The following is a 21,908-nucleotide window of genomic DNA, read 5'->3' as shown; positions in this document are numbered from 1 at the left end:
AATATACTAAGACAAAATCTTGTCAGATATCTCAACAAGCTGCTCAACCTCCCTCAAATATCCTTTAAACACCTCAAGCAACCTCTCAAACGGCAACTTCTCTGAATCCCTCAAAATCTTAAAAGCCTCAAGACTCACGCCAAAGGTTTCTTCAAACACCTCAATCAATGTAGCATCGTTTATGAGTTTACCCTTAAGTCTTAAAAGGTTTCTCAAAATCAACAGAAAGTTATACATCGAACGGTATGCAATGTTGTCGACTATTCTTCTTTCAAGCGGCAAATCGATAAACGCCCCTTTCAGGTTTAACAGTTTGCTTCTAAGCTCAAACTCTATCTGTCGCCTCAAATTTTCATCATTAACATCTATATCTTCTAAAACATTTTTGCCATAAAGAATTTCGCCGTTTTCTTTAAACTCCAGCATCTCCATACAGAATACATCAGCGGCATCTTTAAAAAAACGCTCATTTACCACAAGCGGCGTGGAGTAGGTTTTCTTAAATTTTTTGTAAATTCTTTTGATTGCAAGTAGATCCTCAGGCTCAACCCTATCAAGCACGATAAATACGCCGTTTTTATTGATAAATGATGTAACACCTACGTTGTGCAAACCCACGCTGATCAATCGCTCTTTAAACTCATTCTTCAGCTGCTCAACAAACTCATTCATTGACTACCCCTTAAACTGTAAAATTCATCTCTAAATGCTTTAAATCTACCCTCAAGTATAGCCTTTCTTGCTTTTTTTACAAGGTTTATGTAGTAATACAGGTTATGGATCGAGGCAAGTGTATAAAACGATAGCTCCTTTGCCTTAAGCAGATGCCTTAGATATCCCCTTGAGAAATTCCTGCAGGTGTAGCAGCCACAACCCTCCTCAATCGGTCTATCATCAAACCTGTATTCAAGCCTTTTAATATTCACAATCCCGTATTTTGTAAAAAGTGTTCCGTTTCGGGCGTTTCTTGTGGGCATAACACAATCAAACATATCCACACCCATACCTATCAGTTCCACTATATTTTCAGGCTTGCCAATACCCATAGCATACCTGGGCTTGTTCTGCGGCAAAATCTCATTTACAATCGGCACAACCCGATACATATCCTCAACCGGTTCACCCACACTCAAGCCACCTATAGCAAAACCTTCAAAATCCATTTCAGACATCTCTAAGGCAGCAGTTTTTCTTAAGTCATCAAATACGCCACCCTGCACTATTCCAAACAACGCCGTTAGAGGAAAATCCTCTCTTGCTTTTAGAGATCTTTTTGCCCAGTTTAGCGTTATATCCAGAGATTTTTTAACATAATCCTTATCCATCGTATAAGGCGGGCATTCATCCAGAACCATTGCAATATCGCTTCCCCAGCGGGATTGCAGCTGCACAACATACTCAGGCGAGAAAAAATGGCTTGAGCCATCTAAATGAGACTTAAAGTAAACACCTTCTGGGTTTATGCTCCTAAAATCACTCAAGCTAAACACCTGAAAACCGCCGCTGTCAGTTAGAATGCCCCTATTCCACCCCATAAACTTATGCAGACCGTCAAGTTTCTCTATCGTTTCAATCCCCGGCCTTAAATAGAGATGATATGTGTTAGACAAAATGATCTTTGCACCAACAGCCTTAAGCATACAGGGAAGAATAGCCTTTACAGAGGCGTTTGTGCCAACCGGCATAAAGATAGGCGTTTCTATTTCAATGCCACCAATTTTGATAACACCGGCTCGTGCCTCACCGTCGGTTTTTATAAGTTCAAAGGAAAAGCTCATTTAAGTTTACCTATGACAAGCCTGTTATCTTCAAGAAGCGGGGCATAGAGTTTTGCATTGCTAACTAAAATATCAGCTGCAGGTGTGTGAAAATCTTTAACAACTTTAAAACCATCAAAAGAAAAATCCATAACCACAACCCTGCCCGTTCTATAATCAGACAGAAAAATCTTATCCTTGTAAATTGAAATGCCGTCAAATCCACTCAAGCCATTAAGCCTAAAGCTTTTCAGAATTTTTCCATCAACAGAAATCTCATCTATCACAGGGCTTGAAAATGAAACAACCAAAAAAGCGTTGAGTTTTTTTGAATAGGTTATGCCGTTTGGCTCAAAACCTTTTTCAAACCTGCAAAAAATAGTCGCCTTCCCATTATTTAAAGCATAAACCACATCGTTTGCTGTATCGGTAACAAATGCAGTGGAATTAATCACATAGATATCATTCAAAAATTTTGCCCCTTTGATATCAAAACAGCTTCTCTTTTTTGTTATCAGATCCACAACACACACCCTGTCTAAATCGGCAATAAACAAACTGTTTTTATAAACAAACAAACCCTTTGGTGCTTTGAGTTTATCAATAAATTTATACTCAAGGATATTGCCGTATCTATCAAGCCTTGTAATAAATCCATCCAAATCTGGATTTGCAGGCGATGATCCGATATTAGAAACATAAAGATAGCCGTTATAGATTGCTATGCTTTCTGGGTGTTTTAGTCCAACAACCTCATTATCGTTAACAAACTTAAAACTCGTTAACAAAACAATTAAAAGAAGTGCAACAGCCACAACTACATTTCTATGTTTTAAAAATGACATCTAACGCTCCTGCCACTAATGGTTTTAAGTGGTGGTTTTTTGTTTTTACATATATTTTTTGCCTTTTTACACGATCTATAAAAAGGGCATGCAAAGCTCATATCAATCTTTAACACATCAAGCGTTGTCTGTTTGTAATTCATATCAAAGTCAAGCATCGAGTTAACAAGAAAAGCCGTATATGGATGAAAAGGATTATTTAAAATATCTCCTGTTTTGCCCATTTCAACTATTCTACCGTCAAACATCACCATCATCCGATCACTAAAAGGCAAAAGCTCAAGGTCGTGTGTAATAAAAATCACCGTTGTTGAGTTTTTTTCATTGAGTTTTTTCAATGTTTTTATAATCTTAAATTTTGTGAGATTGTCAAGCGCTGATGTAAACTCATCTGCAAGAATCACATTCGAAACAAGCAAGGATGAAGCAATTAGCACTCTCTGCTTCATGCCACCGCTTAAGGCCGGAGGGTAGGATTTTAACACACCCTCAACATCATCAAACCCCACATCATGCAAAACGGCTTTGATTTTATCTAAATCTTTTATTATCTCCTTCAGTTGAGACTCAACTCTAAAAAGCGGATCAAGCGAATCTGAAACATTTTGAGGGATTAAAGAAATTCTCTCTTTGACTTTAACAACACCGTCAAATTTTAAAGGATAAAAACGCCACAGTCCGCTTAAAATCCTGCCAATGGTGGTTTTGCCTGCGCCGGATTCTCCAACAATTGCAAAAAATTCACCCTCATTTACATTAAAATGAATATCCTCAATGACAGTTCTGCTGGAGTAATATGCCCTTTCTATATCAAGGCTACATACCATTAAGTTCTCTGAGTTTTCTTTCCTCTTCTTTGGCTTTTGCAAGAAGTTTATCTTTTAGGCTGCTATCCTTCAGCGATAAAAGGCGTATGGCAAACAAAGCGGCGTTTTTTGCGCCCTTTTTGCCTATACCAAATGTTGCAACAGGTATGCCACGCGGCATCTGTGCTATAGAAAATAACGCATCAAGCCCCATCAAATCACTTGCAACAGGCACACCCAAAATCGGTTTAGAAGTGTATGCTGCAATAACGCCTGGAAGTGCGGCAGAAAGCCCCGCTATAACAATTGCACACTCAAACTCATCATCAATTTTTTTTGCCACCTCTATAGTTAAAGAAGGCGATCTGTGAGCTGATGTTATAAATGTTTCATAATCAACATTGAACTCATCTAAAATCTCTTTTGCAGCATCAACAATCTCTTGATCGCTCAAACTACCCGCAACAATGGCAACCTTCATAATATGCCCTTATAACTGTATTAATTGCTCAATTTTGAGATTTGCATCCTGCAGCGTATTAACAATTCTAATAACGGTATTGAGAAGCTCATAAATCTTAACAATCCTTGCTGTCAAATCATCGATCACCTCTGCATGCTCATTAATGGCAAGGCTGTTTTCATTTAAAGACTCTGCTATTTCATTTGATTTATCATTGATTTTTAAGAAAATATCGGCAAAGTCATTAAAATCCTGCCTCAATTGATCTAAAAAACCTTTAACAGACTCAACCTTTTCCACTGTGGAGAGTAGCTTGTTGTTGAAATCGTATAATACATCCTGAATATTATCGGTAATGCTATCCGTTTTATTGGCAAGTTTTTTAATCTCATCTGCAACAACGGCAAAGCCCTTGCCCTTCTCACCAACCCTTGCTGCCTCAATTGCAGCATTTAGTGCAAGCAGGTTTGTCTGCTTGGCAATATCGGATATACTGCTTGCTGCTTTATTGATATCCTCCGTAATCGATGTCAAACCCTTAATGCTTTTAACAAAATCCTCAATCTCGGTTGTTCTACCCTCAATCTCTTCGTTTCTTGTTGCAACCTTACCTGCCACATCATTTACATTGAGGTTAAACTCCTCAAAGTCGCTGTTTATCTTTGAAACATTATTTGCCATACCCTTGAGGTTGCCCTCCATCTCCTCAAGCGAGGCAGAGAAGGTCTTCATCTGATCTTCCAAAAACTCTATGTCGTGCGCAATAATCTTAAAACTTTCAAGTGTTGCCGTAGAAACAAATGAGCTTTTTACCACACCTTTGGATAGTTTTCTTATTGCATTAACGGTCTTTGCATCTTTTACCATCATGGCTATCACCTGCTTATCTCATCGATTATGTCAGCGCCACATCTCAAAGAACCCAGCCAGTTTAAAAACATATCCACTGCCTTGCCTCTAAAAACAGCCCCATGCTGTGGTGCAATCATTTTGGGATTTAAAGCCCTTACCCTGTTTATATAGTGTTTGCATACATTTGATGAGGCAATATATCGCTTATGAAACCCTTCCATTATTGATACATGTGAGTTAAAGTTATCATCATCAACAAATAGATACCTTTGAGAGCCAAAAACAGCTGCACCGATATCAGAATTAAACAGAATCTGAGATTTTTTATCGAAAGCCACATGATTACCCGGTGAATGCATAAAATGTGCAGGGATTATATCAAGGCCTGCAACAGATACACCACCATCACCAACACCTTTTATGCGGCTTAGATCGGTAATACCGAAATGCGGCAAAAACCTAACCCACAGCTCAGAGATATAGATATCGGCACTTGTTACAGATAACCACATAGGAATACCAGAGCTTACATCTGGGTCTTGATGGGAGAAAAATATAAAATCTATATCATCGAGGTCTATATATTTTGTCACATTGGATACAACCTTTGGAAAGATGTGGATGCCACCCGGGTCAAGCAAGATGCCCCTGCCGTTATCCACAATAAGGTATTGGTTGGTTTGAATCATTCCTTCTTCAGCCTGCCCCCATCCAAGCCAGATAAATTTATGCTCACCGTCATCATAAAGCAGTTCACCATTCTCAATATCAACCTCTGAATTGGGTTTTGTGTTGTATTCTCCCATTGCTACCTCCTTCAATATTTCTTTGTTAAAAAATAACATCCTCATAAAAAAAAGTCAACAAATCAAAACATGAAAGTATAAATAATTTAATTATATTTAATTTAAAAATTATTTCTTATAATGAAAAAAAAAAAATCGAGAAAATATAACATATAAAGAAATTACTGTTTGACAAAATGTAAATACGGGTGTAAAAGTTAAGTAAAATTTAACAGTGTCTTTTTTATTTTAATCTCAAAGGAGGCGCTGATGGAGGCAGACCGTAGAATGGAAATTTTGTTAAGTTCCAATGTTTTTCAGCACATTTTCTACCTATCCTACGAAACAAAATCAAGAAAAATAATAGACATCTCACAATCATTAGAAAAACTATTAGATTTCTCAAAAGCAGAACTAAAACAAAAAACAGCCGATGAGATTTTTTCAAAAGAAGGTTTAGACAACATCGAAAAACAACTTGATGAAGATGGTTCAATAACATTAGAGATAAAAACAAAATCTAAAGCTATAAAGATTCTAAAAGCAACTGTTGAAAGCAGTTTTGTAAACAACACTCCCGTTAACTTATTAATCTTAAGCGATATCACCAAAGAAGAAATCTTCAAGACATTCTATCAACTCTTAAGTAAAATCAACAACTCCATCATCACAAGCACAACAAAGGATGGCCTTTTTGAAGATATAAGCAAAAAACTCATCTCTCAAAAATACATAGAGCTTGTTGTTGTACTTTCAATCAAACCAAATATGGTAAAGGTTGAAAACTATGCAGGAAGGGGTAAATATGTTGAAAATCTCATAAAAAATGCCTCCGATGTCATAAAAACAATCAACTACGGACCGCTTTTTGAGGCCTTCAGGACATCAGACATCCACATAAACCCCGACACAGACTCAAACCCAGAGGTCTCTGATTGGAAAATAGATATGCTTTCTTTTGGATTTAGATCAAGCTGTTATATTCCACTGAGCGATTCAGGCGGCAAATATATGCTATGTATTTATTCATCCATACCATTTTTTTTTGATAGCTACATAATAGATGTACTAAAAGAAATGCAAAACGATTTGAATTTTGCACTTAGCAATATAGAAAAACTGTTTTTTAAAGATATCTTCTACACAGCCATCCAGCAAAAGGATTGGGTTTTAATTACAGACTTCGATGGCAATATCACCTATGTCAATGAGTCTGTTGAACAACTCTCAGGCTATACAAAAAAGGAACTAATAGGCAGCAAACCCTCTATCTTTAAATCCGGTTTATATGACAACGAATTCTACAAAAGTATGTGGGATACAATAACACTGGGTAAAGCATTTAAAGGCGTTATAGTAAATAGACATAAAAACGGTGAGTTATATCAACTCTACCATACCATTGTTCCCATACAAAAAGCTGGCAGGATTTCCCACTTTGTTGCCATATCAAAGGATATATCAAGAGAGATGTATTTAGAGGAAGAAATCAGGAAATTTAAATACTACGATCAACTTACAGGCCTTCTTAACGAAAAGGGTTTTGAGCTTGAAGCAGAAAAATTAACACAAAAGAGCTTAAGCAAAGACAAGCAAAAAGGTATCATAACCATCGATATATTTGACTTCTCAAAACTCAACAACATCTATGGTGTATATACCTGCGATAGGCTGCTTAAAGAGATAGCCTCAAAACTAACAAAAAAAGGCCTTGTAGTAGGACGGGTTGGAGATGATGAGTTTGCCATGTTTAACTTCTACTCAAGCCTTAAGGAAATAGAAAACGACATAGCAAATATAATTGAATTTTTCTCAAAATCCATAGATGTGGATAGCTACAAAATAAAAACCCATATAAACATAGGGGCTGCTGTTGATACAGAGAATAGATTAGACATAAGAACACTGCTTTCGCATGCTACAACCGCCATGGCAGCAGCCAAACAACAGGGGGCTAACAACTTTAAAGTTTACAATCCTCAACTTAACGAGATTATTCACAAAGATCACGAAACATTAAACCTCATTTCAGAATCACTCACAAAAAAATACTTTACATTCTTCTTGCAGCCTATATACAACAACAATGAAGAGATTGCTGAATTTGAATCATTGGCAAGAATCGACCATCCACAAAAAGGCTTATTATCGCCCTATTTCTTTATCGATCAGCTTGAAACATCCCACTATCTTGTGCAGTTTGAAGAGTTTCTTATAAACACAATTCCGCAATATTTAGATTCAGTTCACAAAAAGGCAGGCAAATTTATACCAATCAGTATCAATCTTTCAATGAGAAACCTGAAAGAGGGCAGGATTTTTGATATTTTAAAGCAGCTTAGCGATGAATACAGAAAACACCTCATATTAGAGGTAACAGAGCGTATGTTTGCAGACGATATTGACTCAGCTATGAATATGCTAAAAAACCTCAAGGATAGGGGTTTTAAAGTAATGATCGATGATTTTGGAACAGGTTATTCATCACTAAGCTATCTACACCTCTTGCCCATCGACGCCATAAAGATAGATATAAGTTTTATAAGGAGGATAACAGAAAATGAGAAGGTAAAATCCATTGTCCAGACAACGATAAACCTTGCAAAAAAGCTTAATTTTGGCTCTGTTGCAGAGGGCGTTGAAACAAATGAGCAGTTGAGAATTTTAAAGGGTTTTGGATGTGATCTGTATCAGGGGTATTACTTTGCCAAGCCTATGCCGCTTGATGAGATATTAAAGATTGTTTAAGGAGGGCGTATGAAAAATGTCAGTTTAGGTAAATTATTTTTTTATTCAACGGCTGTTGTATTTATCGTTTCTATTATTCTTATTGCATCAAATTTCTTTATCGCTACATCTGTAAAACACCACATAAACCATACAAGAAATATTGACCTTGCAACATTGAAACTTACACATAAAATAACTGTTGGTATAACAGAAACAGAAAAACTCATAAACAGGGCTTTGAGGGATAAATATGCTAAAGCACAATTCAACAGTGTCGTTCAACAAACAGAAAGCTACATAAACAAAGCTATCGAGAAAGAAAAAGCAAACCCGCAACTGCACTCAGAGCTAAATAAGCTCAAAAATGTATTCATAAATATGGTCGATACAGGAAAAAAGGTTATGACAAACGGCTCAAACAGCAAGGATAAAACAATAGAGGCTTTTGATAGTTATGTTGATGCAATAGGAGAAATATCGCAGCAGATTGCAGAAGCAGAGGCAAAGATAGTAAGCTCACAGCTGTTATTAATAGGAAAAGAAACAGTTGATAGTTTAATATTTGTAACCATTGGTTTGCTCATTATACTTGGTTTGATAATCGGCCTGTATTTTGTTGTAAAACACTACATCATTATCCCGATTCTCAATGCAAATGAAAAGACGCTAAAATTAGCAGAGGGTGATTTTACCTCAAAGTTTGAAGTTATTACAGGAAACGAGATAGGAAAATTAAAAAGCGGCATCAATACGGTGATTGACTCAATGAGAAAACTTATAGGTCAGATGAAATCGGAGGCCAATGAACTATCAAGCCATGCAAACTCGCTCTCCTCAACCGCCACAGAGATTTCTGCCACAGTTGAACAAACCGCCCGCAACACGGAGGAGCTTGGCACAGCCGTAAAAGATATCGTTGAGGCAATAGACAATGTTGCAAAATCAACAGAGCATGTAAATATGCTCGCAGAGGAGATGGGTGAGGTTAATGGTGATATCTTAAACGACATTATCGACAGAGTGGAAAGGATGAGAAACAACGCCAAACTGGCTCAGGAGGCAATGGAGCAGATCAACACCGTTGGCGATGCAAGCAAACAGATCGGCCAGATCGTTGGAGTAATTAGTGAAATTGCAGACCAGACCAACCTGCTTGCCCTAAATGCTGCCATAGAGGCAGCCCGTGCTGGTGATGCAGGAAGAGGTTTTGCCGTTGTGGCAGATGAGGTCAGAAAATTAGCAGAAAAAACGCAGAGGGCAACAGAAGAAATCAGAAACATGATTGCAAAGATGCAAACAGATGCCAATATTGCTGTTGAAAAAACTCAAAAAGCAGGTGATATGATTCTCAATGAGGCTGAAAAATCTCAGGAGGATAAAAAGAAAGTAGAGGCCGTTGTAGAAAAGGCAAACGGCGTTATTGAGGAGCTCAATTCTGTATCTGCTGCAACAGAAGAACTCTCTTCAACGGCAGCAGAAATTGATGCTCAGGTCAACGAAATTGTAGAGGCATCTCAAGAAAATGCAAAAGCCGTTGAAGAGATTGCAAGAATTTCTGAAAAGGTCAACGAAATGTCTAACAAAATTACTGAAGCTGTAAGTATATTTAAGGTATAGCCTCCCTTCCCCGCACACCTTTTTAAGCCCTGCTTCATGCAGGGCTTTTTTGTTGACAGATATAATAAATTATGGTAAAAAATAATATAATACTAAATTTTGGAGGTGTGTATGCGTTATGGCAGGTTTTATTTACTATTTTTGTCCTTTTTTCTAATTTTGTCAGCAGCAGCAATCAATCCACAACCCACATACTCAGAATCGGCAAACTTTCCAACCGTTGAACCGATGGGTGAGCAACCAGTTTCTTACGGCTGGGGATACGACACAAGGAAAGGTAGTTTTAAAACACCTTGCGTGGTTTATGACAGAAACTCTATTCAGGAGATGGATAACGAACATGAACACACGGTTTTTAAACTGGTTCAAACAAATTACGATATGGCAAAGGAGTCTAACTTAAGCGTAAATGCTTCTTTAAAAATCCTGACTACAACGACATATCAGGCAAACGATAAACTCAGCATTATTGGTGGCACAAAAACAAGCACCTTCAATCAATCACTCTATGCAACAGCCTATCTAACAAAACCAAGCTACATAGACATCTCAACAATTCAGCTAAAAGACAGATATAAACAACTATTATCTCAACCCGGTGGATTGGGTGAATTCAGACAAAGATGCGGCGATACATTTGTTATCGGTGTTGTAAAGGGTAGAGAGTTTTTAGGTGTTGCTACAGTCAAAAAACAGACACTCAAAAGCTGGACAAAGTTTGCAAACGAGGCAAACATTTCAGCAAAAGGAGCATGGGGTAATGCAAAGGTAGGAACGCAACTTGCAAAAACAATGGAGAGGGCTTTTGGCTCAAACCAGATAGAGATCAAAACCTACTCAACAGGCTCATCCATGACAAATCCAACAACCATCGATGAACTTACAGATTATTACAAAAACTTCTTAAAGGAAAGCGGCGGAAAAAGAATCATAAAATATGTTTTAATGCCCTACAGCATGCTTGAAGACTTTCCTGCTCAAAACCCTCTACAGGCAACATCGAAAGAGGAATACATTGGAATCTTAATTACATCTCTGTGGGATTTAAAAGGCGGCATAGAGGATGCAAATATGGTGCTATCACGCTCGACACAGGAACTTTTTGCACTTGGCACGATAAACAGGGTTAGAAACATGCATATTCAGACAATCAAAGCTTATAAAAGAATGTGGATAAAAGAATTCAATATGCTTATAAAAGCTACCAAGATGTGCAATAAAAACTTTACAAAAAAATGTCAGAAACTTGCAGAATATTACAAAAACTACAGGAATTTCTACGATGAGTGGGATGCAGTAATGCCAGAAAAATACTTAAGCGACTGCAAAACACCAATAATACTACCAGATGCAGCCCTGCAGAAATTAAAATCAACAATAGAATATGTAAAACAGCAACGCGTGCACGGCGATGCAGAAGGTGGCGGGGGAAGCAGCAAAACAAGAATTGTTGTTGTAATGAATGTTAAGCCTGACGGCAGAAGGCTAAAGGCCTACATCTCACTTGCAAGAATTGAGTGGAAAAGAAAACGCTCAAAAAGGATGCCGATTGTTGCTAAAATGAAAGGTGAGTCTGCATGGGCGTTGATGGGCGAGGCTGTAATATTTGATCTTGACCATCCGGCAGAATATGGCGTTCAAATAGATTCAAACTTAAAATACTGCACATTCAATCGACGCAGTCGAGGCATAAAAACACCTCTTGTAAGGCATATTCCACCTGCTGCAGGATATTTTGCCCGATATGGATTTAAGACAAGAAGAAGTTATGCAAACGGCTATATCGATGAAATGACTGGTAGAGGCCCAAGAGGCGATCAAACATTTGGAAACGGTCTGGGCACTTTAGACTACATCGTTTGTGAGGCAGATAGAAAAGGCAAAGATGATAATTTGGTGTGCAAAAAAATCGTATTCAAGCAGATTCAACTTGATTTAGTGTCAACACAGGATTTAAAAGCCAACAGGTTCAAACCACCAAAGAAACCTTATGTGCCTCAGCAGCTTACAAACTTTATCTACGGAAGAAATATCGTTCTTGCCAAGCGTATAATGAGAACCTCCGGCTCAATGTCTAAAGCAGCAAGATTACTTCAGAGAAACAGACTGAAAGCTATAAGAAATTTTGGCACAATAAGACTAAACATTAAAAATCTTAAACTCAAAAACAACTTGCATATCTACAGACCAAAAAACAGCTACTAAAATCAGGGGGCTAAAGCCCCCTTCCTTCTTTGACAAAACTTTCTTTTTTGTATAGAATTTTTATATGGCGTATGAGATTGAAAGGAAGTTTTTAGTTCTACCCCTACAGGTAAAACCATACCTGACAAAACATCTCCATCTTAAACCGATAATTGTTGAAATAGAGCAACATTATTTTGAAAGAGACAATCAGACAGGCAGAATCAGAAAATATGGAGACAAATACTTTATCACGCTCAAAAAAGGTGAAGGGCTTATTAGAGAGGAATATGAAACAGAAGTTCAGGAGGTGGTTTATAAAAACATAACATCCAGCTCTCAAAATCTCCACTCACTACAAAAAACAAGATTTATCGTCGAGGTTGAAGGATTAAGGTATGAGTTTGACCAGTTTAAGGGTAATTTAGAGGGTCTAGTATTTGTTGAGGTTGAGTTTGACTCACTTGATGATGCTAACAACTTTAAGATGGCAGAGATTTTTAAACCCGTTATTATAAAGGAAGTAACACATCTTAAGGAATTCACAAATGCCAATCTTGCAAAAAAACAATTAATCCCACTTTTTTAAATGGAAAAAGCAATATTTGCTGGCGGTTGCTTCTGGAGTTTTCAAAAGTTTTTTTACTCCTTAGATGGTGTTATTAAAACAACCTGCGGCTATACAGGAGGAAAACTCAAAAACCCCACATATAAGCAGGTATTAAATCTCAATACAGGGCATTACGAAGCTGTTGAGGTTATATTTGACCAACAAGTTATCCCCTACAAACAATTAGTTATTGAGTTTTTAAGTTTTATAGATCCAACAGATAGTAAAGGACAGGGCTGCGATGTGGGAGATCAATACAAAACGGCCATTTTTTATCTTAACAACGAGCAGAAAAAAACAGCCGAAGAGCTAATAGAAAAAATAAAAACGCTCAATATCTTTGAAAAACCCATTGCAACAAAAATTTTAAAGGCAAAGGAATTCTACAAAGCAGAAGACTACCATCAAAAATACTACAAAAATTTTCCAAACAACTATGCTCAATATGAAAAATACTGCTTTAGAAAAGTGAATAAAAAACTAAAAGAATTGTTAAAATAAAAAAAGGGGAGCAAAGCCCCCCCATTTTGCTTTATGAAAGCAGCTCATCAAGAGTTACATAGTCACCAACTTTTCCTGTGAGCTCTTCGGCTTTTGTGTTAACAGGAAGCGTTTTCTTACCCGGTCTCCAGTTAGCCGGACATACCTCACCGGTTTTGTAAACATGCTGCCATGCCTGGATCTGTCTGATAAACTCATTGACATTTCTACCCACAGATGGTCCCTGAACCTCTTCTGCAACAACAACGCCGTCTGGATTAATCAAAAATCTTCCCCTTAAAGCAAGGCCCTCTTCCTCTATTAAGACGCCAAACTTTCTTGAAACCTCACCTGTTGGGTCAGCGCCAATTACAAGCTTTAGATCCTTAAGCAAAGGCTCGGTCTCTGCAAATCTCTTGTGTGAGAACTTTGTATCTGTTGAGACAGCCAGCACCTCAACACCCATCTTCTGCAACTCATCATACTTTGCATTCATTGCTGCAATCTCTGTTGGGCATACAAATGTAAAATCGGCTGGATAGAAGCAAACTACAAGCCATTTGCCTTTGTAATCATCACTTGAAACAGTAATGTACTTTCCTGTTTTTGGATCGTAAGCATCCATCTTAAATTCCGGTAATTTCCTCAATACCAGTACGCCTGCCTGTGTCCTTTCCATTTTCTCTACCTCCTCTTCAATTTCTTGTTTTTGTTCTTTTTCCTCAATCGCCTCAACTGGTTTGTCGCATCCCATTGCTTCACCTCCTCAAGTTTCAGGTTAAATATACTGCAAATATAATTTTTTGTCAAGGAAAAAATTTATAAATTATAATTTTCTCCTCTTTTTTATTTTTATACCGATTTTTAAAAATTTCAAGCAATAAAAAAAGCCGATAGAGCTATTGCCCTATCGGCTAATTACTTTCATTGGTGCCGAGGGCGGGACTTGAACCCGCACGGGATTACTCCCACCACCCCCTCAAGATGGCGTGTCTACCTGTTCCACCACCTCGGCTGAACACATAGCAATATACTTATTTTTTACACCTTGTCAAGAGTTAGATGGCTGTGTTAGAATAGCCATCATGGAAATATTAACAAATGCTGTTATCTTTTTTATCTCTTTAGCTGTCGTTGTAAAATCAGCAGACTATTTTACCATCTCAGCAGAGCGGATAGGTTTATGGTTAGGGCTTTCACCGTTTATTATTGGCGCAATAATTTTGAGCATCGGCACAAGCCTTCCAGAGCTTGTAACAAGCATAGCCGCCGTTTTAAAACACCACTCAGAAATCGTGATAGCAGATGTAGCAGGCTCAAATATTACAAATATACTGCTTGTTTTGGGCGTTACTTTTATTTTTGCAAAAAAGAATTATATCGAGTATGACGCTTTATTGATAGATTATCCCGTTCTGCTTTTTACAACGCTGTTTATCTACTTTGCTTTTTTGGGCAACAGGTTTGGTTTAATTGAAGGATTTTTCAGTCTTATTTCTCTAACTGTTTATATAACCTATGCCTTAAAGGTTAAAAAAGAGGTTGACATAGAAAACACCACACCAACCATAAAAGATCCGCTGATTTTAATTGCAAGTATTGTGCTTCTGAATTTTGGTGCAAAATACACCATTATAAATGTTATCAAACTATCGCAACTACTTCATATAGCCACAGGTATCATTGCAGCAACGGTTATTGCTCTTGGCACAAGCCTGCCTGAACTTGTGGTAAGCGCAACGGCTGCAAGAAAGGGAAAGATGGAGATAGCCGTTGGCAACGTTGTTGGATCAAATATCTTCAACGCCTTGGGTGTATTAGGTTTTTCATCGTTGTTTGGTCAACTAAATATCGACCAGCCAACAAAAACATACGCTATACCCTTTTTGGTTGCTGCAACCATACTGCTTGGTTTTATACTGAAAAACAGAAACAGCTCACGCTGGATCGGCTTCATACTCGTTATATTCTACGGATTTTTTGTTTATAAACTGTTTTTTTAGGTCAGTTTATTCTTTATCTTCGCCCAGCTATCCTTAAGCGTTACGATTCTGTTAAATACGGGTTTTTCAGCTGTTGAGTCTTTGTCAACACAAAAATATCCCTTTCTTAAAAACTGAAACCTCTCGCCAACCTTTGCATCCTTCAATGAGGGCTCAAGCTTGCAGTTTTTAAGCATAACTAATGAGTTCGGGTTTATATTTTGCAGGAAATCCTCATCCTCATCGGGATTTTCTTTTGTAAATAGATGTTCATAAAGCCTGACCTCAGCATCTATACAATGCCTTGCACTTACCCAGTGCAATGTTCCTTTAACCTTTCTGCCATCTTTGCTCCATCCACCCTTTGAGTCTGGATCGTATCTGCAGATAATCTCTTTGATTTCGCCGTTTTCATCTTTTTTAACATCAACGCATCTGATGTAGTAGGCATGTTTTAGTCGAACCTCTCTATCCGGTGCAAGCCTGAAGTATTTCTTTGGAGGATCTTCCATAAAATCTTCTCTTTCTATGTAAATCTCTCTGCAAAATGGTATTTTTCTAAAGCCTGCATTTTTATCTTCAGGGTTGTTTTCTGCATCAAGCCACTCAACCTTATCCTCTGGATAGTTTTCTATTATCACCTTAACAGGATTTAGCACAGCCATAACCCTGTTTGCCCTTTTGTTTAGATCCTCTCTTATGCAGTGCTCAAGCAGAGCATAATCAACAACAGAGTCGGTTCTTGACACACCGGTTCTCTCAACAAAATCCCTAATTGCCTCGGGCGTATAACCTCTTCTTCTTAGACCTGCTATTGTGGGCATTCGAGGATCATCCCAGCCGTTAACATAACCCTCTTTAACAAGTATAGATAGCTTTCTTTTACTCAATACAGTATATGTGAGATTCAATCTTCCAAATTCGATCTGTTGAGGTTTATATATTTCAAGCTGATCCAGAAACCACTCATATAAAATCCTGTGGTCTGCAAACTCCAGTGTGCACAGCGAATGGGTTATGAGTTCAAAGGAATCCTCAAGACAGTGAGCCCAGTCGTAAGTCGGATAGATATACCATTTATTACCCTGTCTGTAGTGCGGTTTTTTGATAATTCTATACATTACAGGGTCACGCATATTGAGGTTTGGATGGGCCATGTCAATTTTTGCACGGAGGGTTTTTGAGCCTTCTTCAAACTCACCGTTTTTCATGCGCTCAAATAGATCTAAATTTTCCTCGATACTTCTATTCCTGTAGGGGCTTTCTTTGCCTGGCTGTGTCAATGTGCCCCTGTATTGTCTGATTTCTTCATTGCTTAAATCACATACATACGCCTTGCCTTTCTTTATCAATTCAACGGCAAGTTCATACATCCTTTCAAAGTAATCAGAGGCAAAAAACAGCCTATCCTCCCAGTCAAAACCAAGCCACTTCACATCCTCAATAATCGATTTGACATACTCCTTGCCTTCCTTCAAAGGATTGGTATCATCAAACCTCAGGTTGCACTTGCCGTTGTATTTTTCGGCTATACCAAAATTTAAACAGATAGACTTTGCATGGCCTATATGAAGATAACCGTTTGGCTCTGGTGGAAAACGTGTATGCACCCTACCCTCATACCTATTTTCATCCAGGTCTTTCTCAACTATCTCTTCTATAAAATTTTTTGATGGTTTATCAGGCATTTCTACTCCTCAACAAGTAAAGGTAAAATTTCTTCTGCTTTGCCTTTAAGAAAAATATCTGTTATCTCGTATGTGAAATTGGATGCAGCAACATTAACCTCTATAATTTTAGCACCGTGTCTTTTGGCAAGGTAAGGAATCCTGCTTGCTGGCATAATCTCTCCCGTTGTTCCTACAACAATCATTACCTTACAGTTTTCAGCAAGCTCTATGGAACGATCAAACGCATGCTGAGGTATAGGCTCTTTGAAAAACACAAAATCAGGCTTCAAAATACCACCGCATCTACATCTGGGAATTTCTACATTTAGATTAACCTCTTTGCGGTTGTAGCGTTTCTTGCAATCAACACAGACAAGCGTTTCAGCTGTGCCGTGGAACTCAACAACCTCTTTTGAGCCTGCAGCCTGATGCAGACCATCTATGTTTTGTGTGATAACAGGACAGCCAAGTTTTGCAACGGCATAATGAGCCGCATTGGGTTTAACATCCTTCAAAAGATAACTATAAAAAATCTCTTTGATGTAATGCCAGCTTTTGGCAGGCTGGGTTAAGAAAAAGTCAATATCAAACACAGTTGGGTCGTATTTGCTCCACAGTCCATCCTTGCCTCTAAATGGAGGGATACCGCTTGCAATCGAAATTCCCGCACCAGAAAAAACAACTATTTTATCTTTTTCTGTTTCTTTTATTAATGCTTTTGCCTCACTCAATCTGTCCATACAGTTTTATTTTATCATATGAGCAGGCAAAAAGTAAACAATTTGGGGAAAGGCAGCCAGAATTGCAACAACAAAAATCATAATCAGAAAAAAAGGAAAGCTGTATTTGATGATATTTGCAACATTCTCATCAGAGATCCCTTCAATAACAAACAACGAAAACCCAACAGGTGGCGTAATCTGGGCAAGTTCAACCATTATGACAAGGAATATGCCAAACCAGAGAGGCTCAAAACCAGCCTGCTGCATTATCGGCAAAATTATAGGTGTTGTCATAACAACCATAGACACACCATCCAAAATAGCGCCTAAAAACAGATACATCACACCCACAATCGCAAGCAATTGATAAGGTGTAAGATGAGACTGAGCCACATACATACTCAGGGCACGTGTTATGCCGCTAAAACCTGCAACCTGAGATAGAAATGCTGCTCCCATCATGATAAATGCAATCATAACGGTGGTTTTTATGGTGTTTTTTATGGCCACAGACATATTTTTAATATTCATTGTTTTAAATATTACAGCCATCAAAGAAGAAAACACAACGCCCAGTGCAGCTGCCTCAACAGGTGTTGCAAAACCCAGATAGATACTGCCAAGCACAATCAAAATCAATGTAAATACAGGTGCAATATCCTTTAAAGATCCAATTTTATCCTTTAATGTAAATTTCTCTTCATCTTTGGGCACAATAGAAGGTTTAACTATCGCAGCAATAGCAATATACAGCGAGTATAAACCACCAAGCAGAAGCCCCGGAATCACACCAGCCATAAACAGTTTGCCTATAGAAACATTACTCATAACACCGTAGATAATCATAATAAGACTTGGAGGAATCAAAAAACCAAGCGTTCCAGCACCAGCCAAAGATCCAACCGATAAACTCTTTGAATATCCCCTTTTTCTTAACTCAGCAAGCGTTATTTTACCAACCGTTGCAGTGGTTGCAGCAGATGAACCTGAAACTGCAGCAAATAAAGAACAGGCAACAACATTTAGATGCAAAAGCTTGCCAGGAATCTTTGAAAACCACGGCAAAAGGCCGTTAAACAGCCTGTTTGAAATATCTGTGTGATACAAAATCTCACCCATAAAAACAAACAAAGGCAAGGCCACCAAAGACCAGGAATCAAGGCTGTTCCATGAGGAATTAACAATCAGACCACCGATTTTTGACCAGATCGATATTGTGGGCGGCAGTGTAAATTTGTATGCAAGCATAACAGCAACGCCTGTGGCAAACAAAGAAAAACCGATCCACAGACCACTCAATAAAAAGAAAAACAAGGCAGCTATCATAAAAATCAATAGTATCATCGGATCTGAAATCATTTTATCACCTTAAAAAACTCTGCTATCAACTGTAAAAGCAGGCTAAAAAAGCCTATAGGTAAGCACAACTGCGGAATCCACAGAAGCGTTTGAGCCACCGTATCTGACCGCATCTGGTAAATATAGGCCTGTTTTACCATCAAAATGGCATAATAAAACATAAATGCTGTTAAAACCATGGCTATTACAATTGCAAAAATCTCAAAAAATCTTTTTATGCTATTAGGCAGTCTTGATGTTAAAACATTGATTCTTATGTGACCTTTGGCTTTTAAAGTATAGGCAAGACCAAACATAACAAAGGCAGCAAACATATATGCCGAATATTCATCTGTAATCATTATCGATTTATTGAAAAAAGTCATCAATGAAACATTGGCAAGGATCAAAAGAACTATAACAATTAAAAGCAAGCCAGACAGATAGGCAGCATAATCGCTTAACCTATCTATCCAGCTTATTATCTTTTCCATTATTTACCAACAAACCCCTCGATGATTTTTTTCTCCTGCGGTGAGGCTTTCTTTAAGAACTCATCAATTAATACCTTAGCTGCAGCATCCATCTGGTTTTCAAACTCTTTTGTTGGTTTTACAACTTTCATACCATGCTCTTTAATAATCTTTAAATCCTCGCTGTTGATTCTCTCAGAGTAGGCCCACTGGGCTTTTTCTGTTTCTTTTGCGGCTCTTAGCATAGCCTTTTTCTGAGCAGGCGTCAAAGCATTCCAGTAATCAAGGTTTATTGTTACCATATTTAGAGGATATGCATAATTAATCGGCTCAAAATACTTCAAAACCTCCCAGAATTTACCGTTTTTTGTTGATTCAGCACTTGTTAACACACCGTTTATAAGGTTGGTTCTCAAAGCCTGATAAACATCTCCCCACGGCATAGACACAGCATTTGCACCCAGTAATCTTAAAAACTCTGCACCGTTTCTATCGTATGTTCTGATTTTAATACCCTTAAGGTCTGTTTTTGTTTTAATCATTTTCTTTGTTACAAGACCACTGGGAGGCCATGGTGCAGCATAGAGGAATTTTTGATGCCACTTAAGAGCAGCTTTTTCATAAAGCGGTTTGCATGCTTGATAGAGTTTCCATGCCTCTTTGTAGGATTTTACAAGCCTTGGAAGGGAGCTTATGCCAAATACATGTTCGCTGCCTGATACAACACCCATCAGGATATCAGACATAGGCACCTGACCATCCCGCACAACCCTCAAAAGCTCAGGGCCTTTAAATCCCAGACTACCACCGGGGTAAACGGTAATTACTACCTGTCCATGGGTGTACTTTTTAACCAGCTTTGCAAATTTCATGGCGCCCAATGTGTGGATGCTTTTTGGCCCATAGATTGCATTGAGGTTCATCTTAAAGACATCCGCCTTTGCAGAAAACGCAAAAGCCACAAACAGCAATGCTACAAATAAACCCACTACCCTTTTCATAAACCACCTCCTGTAAATTTTTATCCTTTAAACCTAAAATAGCCACCGCCGCCGGGTGTTTCTATCCTCAAAACATCACCCTTTTTGAGCTTTGCAGAAAACTTTGGCGGCATCTGTTTCACCACACCACCAGAAATAATCAGATTATTGCCCCTTGCACCATCTTCTCCCCCTTTTAAACCGTAGGGCGAAAGCCTTCTGCGCTCTGAGATCACGGTAACCTCAGCTCCACCCAATAGCTCAATCTCTTTAATCAGACCATCACCACCAACAAATTTGCCTCTGCCTCCTGAATTTTTCCTTATGCCGTATGACTTAACAACAAACGGATATGTGTATTCCAAAGCTTCAATGGGAGTATTCAGCGTGTTTGTCATGTGTGAGTGAATAGCGCTTTCCCCGTGCGATACAGGTGATGCACCCATACCTCCACCCAGCGTCTCATAATAGGCAAACGGCTCATTGCTGAATGGATCAACACCACCTATGGCTATATTGTTCATCGTTCCCTGACTGGCAGCAGGAATTTTTTCTGGTATCGCCTTTGCAAGGGCACCCAAAATCACATCAACGATCCTTTGAGATGTTTCAACATTTCCACCTGCCACCGCTGCAGGAAATACAGCATCTACAATACTACCCTTTTTTGTTATAAGCTCAATCGGTCTTAGACAACCCGTATTTGTCGGTATATCCTCATCAACCAAAGATCTAAACACATACAGGCATGCAGAAAGCGTAATGGCATAAACAGCGTTTATGCTACCCTCAACCTGTTTATCACTATTGGAAAAATCAAGCACAGCTTTATCACCATCGACTGTGAGATTCAACTCAATCCTTATATCCTTCTTTGATATACCATCATCATCTAAAAAGTCCACAAACGAATAACTGCCATCAGGTATTTCAAGAATCGTTTTTCTCATTATTCTCTCTGAATAGTTGATAAGCTCATCTGCATAAAAAATCACCTTTTCAAGCGTATATTTATCGATTATCTCCTCCATCCGCTTGATACCTGTCATGTTTGCCATAATCTGGGCTTTAAAATCACCCTCACGCTCATACGGCGTCCTGACATTATTAAGAATCAGTTTCATCACGCTTTCGTTTATCCTGCCTGCTTCAACCAGCTTCATTGGGGGAATAATAACACCTTCCTGAAAAATATTGGTTGATAGAGGCATTGAGCCAGAACTCATACCACCCACATCGGCATGATGGGCTCTGTTGGCCACATAAAATACAGGCTTATCATGGCCATCAACAAAAACACCGGCTACTATCGTGATATCGGGCAGATGCGTGCCTCCTTTGAAGGGGTCGTTTAAAATAACCATATCGCCCCTTTTTATATCAATCTCCTCAATCGCTGCCTTTACAGACATAGGCATTGAACCAAGATGAACGGGAATATGGGCAGCCTGAGCAATCATATCGCCTTCTTTGTTAAACACAGCACATGAAAAATCCCTGCGCTCTTTGATATTTGGAGAAAACGCCGTTCTGTTTAAGGCAACACCCATCTCCTCAGCCACAGAGCTCAATTTATTTTTAAACACTTCAAGCATTATTGGATTGACTTTCATC

General features: G+C 38.4%; 20 protein-coding genes and 1 tRNA gene. 6 read left to right on the top strand and 15 right to left on the bottom strand.

Features of this window, described 5'->3' with window-relative positions; translation table 11 throughout:
• Positions 1 to 6: 6 nt before the first annotated feature.
• From EK17_RS05515 to EK17_RS05485, 7 genes are read right to left on the bottom strand one after another with little or no spacing between them, the layout of a single operon-like run.
• The gene (locus EK17_RS05515) at positions 7 to 672 is read right to left on the bottom strand and encodes a hypothetical protein (protein ID WP_035588350.1); all 666 of its coding nucleotides are present in this window, start codon (positions 670 to 672) and stop codon (positions 7 to 9) included.
• Positions 669 to 1,778 carry a tRNA guanosine(34) transglycosylase Tgt gene (gene tgt / locus EK17_RS05510; RefSeq protein ID WP_035588347.1) on the bottom strand — a complete coding sequence of 370 codons (1,110 nt, stop codon included), beginning with the start codon at positions 1,776 to 1,778 and terminating at the stop codon, positions 669 to 671. The genes EK17_RS05515 and tgt overlap by 4 nt, the downstream gene beginning before the upstream one ends.
• Entirely contained in the window at positions 1,775 to 2,602 is an 828-nt protein-coding gene (locus EK17_RS09045) for a hypothetical protein (RefSeq protein ID WP_051904457.1), read from the bottom strand. Before EK17_RS09045 ends, tgt begins: the two co-directional genes overlap by 4 nt.
• Entirely contained in the window at positions 2,590 to 3,429 is an 840-nt protein-coding gene (locus tag EK17_RS05500) for an oligopeptide/dipeptide ABC transporter ATP-binding protein (protein ID WP_035588344.1), read from the bottom strand. Before EK17_RS05500 ends, EK17_RS09045 begins: the two co-directional genes overlap by 13 nt.
• Positions 3,419 to 3,889 (bottom strand): 5-(carboxyamino)imidazole ribonucleotide mutase, encoded by a 471-nt coding sequence (purE, locus tag EK17_RS05495; protein ID WP_035588342.1) that lies wholly within the window; start codon positions 3,887 to 3,889, stop codon positions 3,419 to 3,421. The genes EK17_RS05500 and purE overlap by 11 nt, the downstream gene beginning before the upstream one ends.
• 9 nt (positions 3,890 to 3,898) lie before the next feature.
• Complete coding sequence (locus EK17_RS05490; protein ID WP_035588340.1) at positions 3,899 to 4,741, bottom strand: methyl-accepting chemotaxis protein; 843 nt, start codon at positions 4,739 to 4,741, stop codon at positions 3,899 to 3,901.
• A gap of 5 nt (positions 4,742 to 4,746) precedes the next feature.
• The gene (locus EK17_RS05485; protein WP_051904456.1) at positions 4,747 to 5,529 is read right to left on the bottom strand and encodes an oxygen-binding di-iron domain-containing protein; all 783 of its coding nucleotides are present in this window, start codon (positions 5,527 to 5,529) and stop codon (positions 4,747 to 4,749) included.
• A gap of 249 nt (positions 5,530 to 5,778) precedes the next feature.
• Between EK17_RS05485 and EK17_RS05480 the strand changes: the two genes are divergently transcribed.
• The 5 genes from EK17_RS05480 to msrA all read left to right on the top strand — a co-directional run bounded on the left by EK17_RS05480 (position 5,779) and on the right by msrA (position 13,150).
• Positions 5,779 to 8,256: a bifunctional diguanylate cyclase/phosphodiesterase gene (locus tag EK17_RS05480; protein WP_035588338.1), complete on the top strand. Its 2,478-nt coding sequence runs from the start codon at positions 5,779 to 5,781 to the stop codon at positions 8,254 to 8,256.
• Positions 8,257 to 8,265: 9 nt separating this feature from the next.
• On the top strand, positions 8,266 to 9,855 hold the full coding sequence (locus EK17_RS05475; RefSeq protein WP_035588336.1) for a methyl-accepting chemotaxis protein: 1,590 nt from the start codon (positions 8,266 to 8,268) through the stop codon (positions 9,853 to 9,855).
• Positions 9,856 to 9,966: 111 nt separating this feature from the next.
• Entirely contained in the window at positions 9,967 to 12,060 is a 2,094-nt protein-coding gene (locus tag EK17_RS05470; protein ID WP_035588334.1) for a hypothetical protein, read from the top strand.
• Between the two features lie 64 nt (positions 12,061 to 12,124).
• On the top strand, positions 12,125 to 12,628 hold the full coding sequence (locus EK17_RS09410) for a CYTH domain-containing protein (RefSeq protein ID WP_051904455.1): 504 nt from the start codon (positions 12,125 to 12,127) through the stop codon (positions 12,626 to 12,628).
• The gene (msrA, locus tag EK17_RS05460; protein ID WP_035588332.1) at positions 12,629 to 13,150 is read left to right on the top strand and encodes a peptide-methionine (S)-S-oxide reductase MsrA; all 522 of its coding nucleotides are present in this window, start codon (positions 12,629 to 12,631) and stop codon (positions 13,148 to 13,150) included. It begins immediately after the preceding gene.
• A gap of 31 nt (positions 13,151 to 13,181) precedes the next feature.
• Here the strand turns inward: msrA and EK17_RS05455 are convergent, their stop codons facing one another.
• The gene (locus tag EK17_RS05455; protein ID WP_035588330.1) at positions 13,182 to 13,883 is read right to left on the bottom strand and encodes a peroxiredoxin; all 702 of its coding nucleotides are present in this window, start codon (positions 13,881 to 13,883) and stop codon (positions 13,182 to 13,184) included.
• A 174-nt stretch (positions 13,884 to 14,057) separates the two neighbouring features.
• A tRNA-Leu gene (locus tag EK17_RS05450) sits at positions 14,058 to 14,144 on the bottom strand.
• A gap of 70 nt (positions 14,145 to 14,214) precedes the next feature.
• Here EK17_RS05450 and EK17_RS05445 point away from each other — a divergent pair.
• Positions 14,215 to 15,132 carry a calcium/sodium antiporter gene (locus EK17_RS05445; RefSeq protein ID WP_084675092.1) on the top strand — a complete coding sequence of 306 codons (918 nt, stop codon included), beginning with the start codon at positions 14,215 to 14,217 and terminating at the stop codon, positions 15,130 to 15,132.
• Here the strand turns inward: EK17_RS05445 and EK17_RS05440 are convergent.
• From EK17_RS05440 to EK17_RS05415, 6 genes are read right to left on the bottom strand one after another with little or no spacing between them, the layout of a single operon-like run.
• The gene (locus EK17_RS05440; RefSeq protein WP_035588328.1) at positions 15,129 to 16,799 is read right to left on the bottom strand and encodes a glutamine--tRNA ligase/YqeY domain fusion protein; all 1,671 of its coding nucleotides are present in this window, start codon (positions 16,797 to 16,799) and stop codon (positions 15,129 to 15,131) included. The two genes, EK17_RS05445 and EK17_RS05440, sit on opposite strands and share 4 nt — an antisense overlap.
• A 2-nt stretch (positions 16,800 to 16,801) precedes the next feature.
• Positions 16,802 to 17,521, bottom strand: coding sequence for an SIR2 family NAD-dependent protein deacylase (locus EK17_RS05435; protein ID WP_035588325.1), 720 nt, complete (start codon positions 17,519 to 17,521; stop codon positions 16,802 to 16,804).
• A gap of 6 nt (positions 17,522 to 17,527) precedes the next feature.
• A complete protein-coding gene (locus EK17_RS05430) occupies positions 17,528 to 18,862 on the bottom strand; it encodes a TRAP transporter large permease (RefSeq protein ID WP_035588323.1) in 1,335 nt (444 codons plus the stop codon).
• Positions 18,859 to 19,335 carry a TRAP transporter small permease subunit gene (locus tag EK17_RS05425; protein WP_035588321.1) on the bottom strand — a complete coding sequence of 159 codons (477 nt, stop codon included), beginning with the start codon at positions 19,333 to 19,335 and terminating at the stop codon, positions 18,859 to 18,861. The genes EK17_RS05430 and EK17_RS05425 overlap by 4 nt, the downstream gene beginning before the upstream one ends.
• Complete coding sequence (locus tag EK17_RS05420; protein ID WP_035588318.1) at positions 19,335 to 20,315, bottom strand: TRAP transporter substrate-binding protein; 981 nt, start codon at positions 20,313 to 20,315, stop codon at positions 19,335 to 19,337. Before EK17_RS05420 ends, EK17_RS05425 begins: the two co-directional genes overlap by 1 nt.
• 20 nt (positions 20,316 to 20,335) lie before the next feature.
• Positions 20,336 to 21,907: a hydantoinase B/oxoprolinase family protein gene (locus EK17_RS05415; RefSeq protein WP_035588316.1), complete on the bottom strand. Its 1,572-nt coding sequence runs from the start codon at positions 21,905 to 21,907 to the stop codon at positions 20,336 to 20,338.
• Position 21,908 lies beyond the last annotated feature (1 nt).

Origin of the sequence: Hippea jasoniae (genome assembly GCF_000744435.1) — a bacterium.
Classification (GTDB): domain Bacteria; phylum Campylobacterota_A; class Desulfurellia; order Desulfurellales; family Hippeaceae; genus Hippea; species Hippea jasoniae.
The sequence above is the reverse complement of the archived record's forward strand: the minus strand, read 5'-3'. Positions and strand labels throughout refer to the sequence as shown.

Excerpts from the sequence above, each read along its gene's own strand:
- EK17_RS05515 (WP_035588350.1), bottom strand. The coding sequence starts at position 672 with ATGAATGAGTTTGTTGAGCAGCTGAAGAATGAGTTTAAAGAGCGATTG.
- tgt (WP_035588347.1), bottom strand. The coding sequence starts at position 1,778 with ATGAGCTTTTCCTTTGAACTTATAAAAACCGACGGTGAGGCACGAGCC.
- EK17_RS09045 (WP_051904457.1), bottom strand. The coding sequence starts at position 2,602 with ATGTCATTTTTAAAACATAGAAATGTAGTTGTGGCTGTTGCACTTCTT.
- EK17_RS05500 (WP_035588344.1), bottom strand. The coding sequence starts at position 3,429 with ATGGTATGTAGCCTTGATATAGAAAGGGCATATTACTCCAGCAGAACT.
- purE (WP_035588342.1), bottom strand. The coding sequence starts at position 3,889 with ATGAAGGTTGCCATTGTTGCGGGTAGTTTGAGCGATCAAGAGATTGTT.
- EK17_RS05490 (WP_035588340.1), bottom strand. The coding sequence starts at position 4,741 with ATGATGGTAAAAGATGCAAAGACCGTTAATGCAATAAGAAAACTATCC.
- EK17_RS05485 (WP_051904456.1), bottom strand. The coding sequence starts at position 5,529 with ATGGGAGAATACAACACAAAACCCAATTCAGAGGTTGATATTGAGAAT.
- EK17_RS05480 (WP_035588338.1), top strand. The coding sequence starts at position 5,779 with ATGGAGGCAGACCGTAGAATGGAAATTTTGTTAAGTTCCAATGTTTTT.
- EK17_RS05475 (WP_035588336.1), top strand. The coding sequence starts at position 8,266 with ATGAAAAATGTCAGTTTAGGTAAATTATTTTTTTATTCAACGGCTGTT.
- EK17_RS05470 (WP_035588334.1), top strand. The coding sequence starts at position 9,967 with ATGCGTTATGGCAGGTTTTATTTACTATTTTTGTCCTTTTTTCTAATT.
- EK17_RS09410 (WP_051904455.1), top strand. The coding sequence starts at position 12,125 with ATGGCGTATGAGATTGAAAGGAAGTTTTTAGTTCTACCCCTACAGGTA.
- msrA (WP_035588332.1), top strand. The coding sequence starts at position 12,629 with ATGGAAAAAGCAATATTTGCTGGCGGTTGCTTCTGGAGTTTTCAAAAG.
- EK17_RS05455 (WP_035588330.1), bottom strand. The coding sequence starts at position 13,883 with ATGGGATGCGACAAACCAGTTGAGGCGATTGAGGAAAAAGAACAAAAA.
- EK17_RS05445 (WP_084675092.1), top strand. The coding sequence starts at position 14,215 with ATGGAAATATTAACAAATGCTGTTATCTTTTTTATCTCTTTAGCTGTC.
- EK17_RS05440 (WP_035588328.1), bottom strand. The coding sequence starts at position 16,799 with ATGCCTGATAAACCATCAAAAAATTTTATAGAAGAGATAGTTGAGAAA.
- EK17_RS05435 (WP_035588325.1), bottom strand. The coding sequence starts at position 17,521 with ATGGACAGATTGAGTGAGGCAAAAGCATTAATAAAAGAAACAGAAAAA.
- EK17_RS05430 (WP_035588323.1), bottom strand. The coding sequence starts at position 18,862 with ATGATTTCAGATCCGATGATACTATTGATTTTTATGATAGCTGCCTTG.
- EK17_RS05425 (WP_035588321.1), bottom strand. The coding sequence starts at position 19,335 with ATGGAAAAGATAATAAGCTGGATAGATAGGTTAAGCGATTATGCTGCC.
- EK17_RS05420 (WP_035588318.1), bottom strand. The coding sequence starts at position 20,315 with ATGAAAAGGGTAGTGGGTTTATTTGTAGCATTGCTGTTTGTGGCTTTT.
- EK17_RS05415 (WP_035588316.1), bottom strand. The coding sequence starts at position 21,907 with ATGAAAGTCAATCCAATAATGCTTGAAGTGTTTAAAAATAAATTGAGC.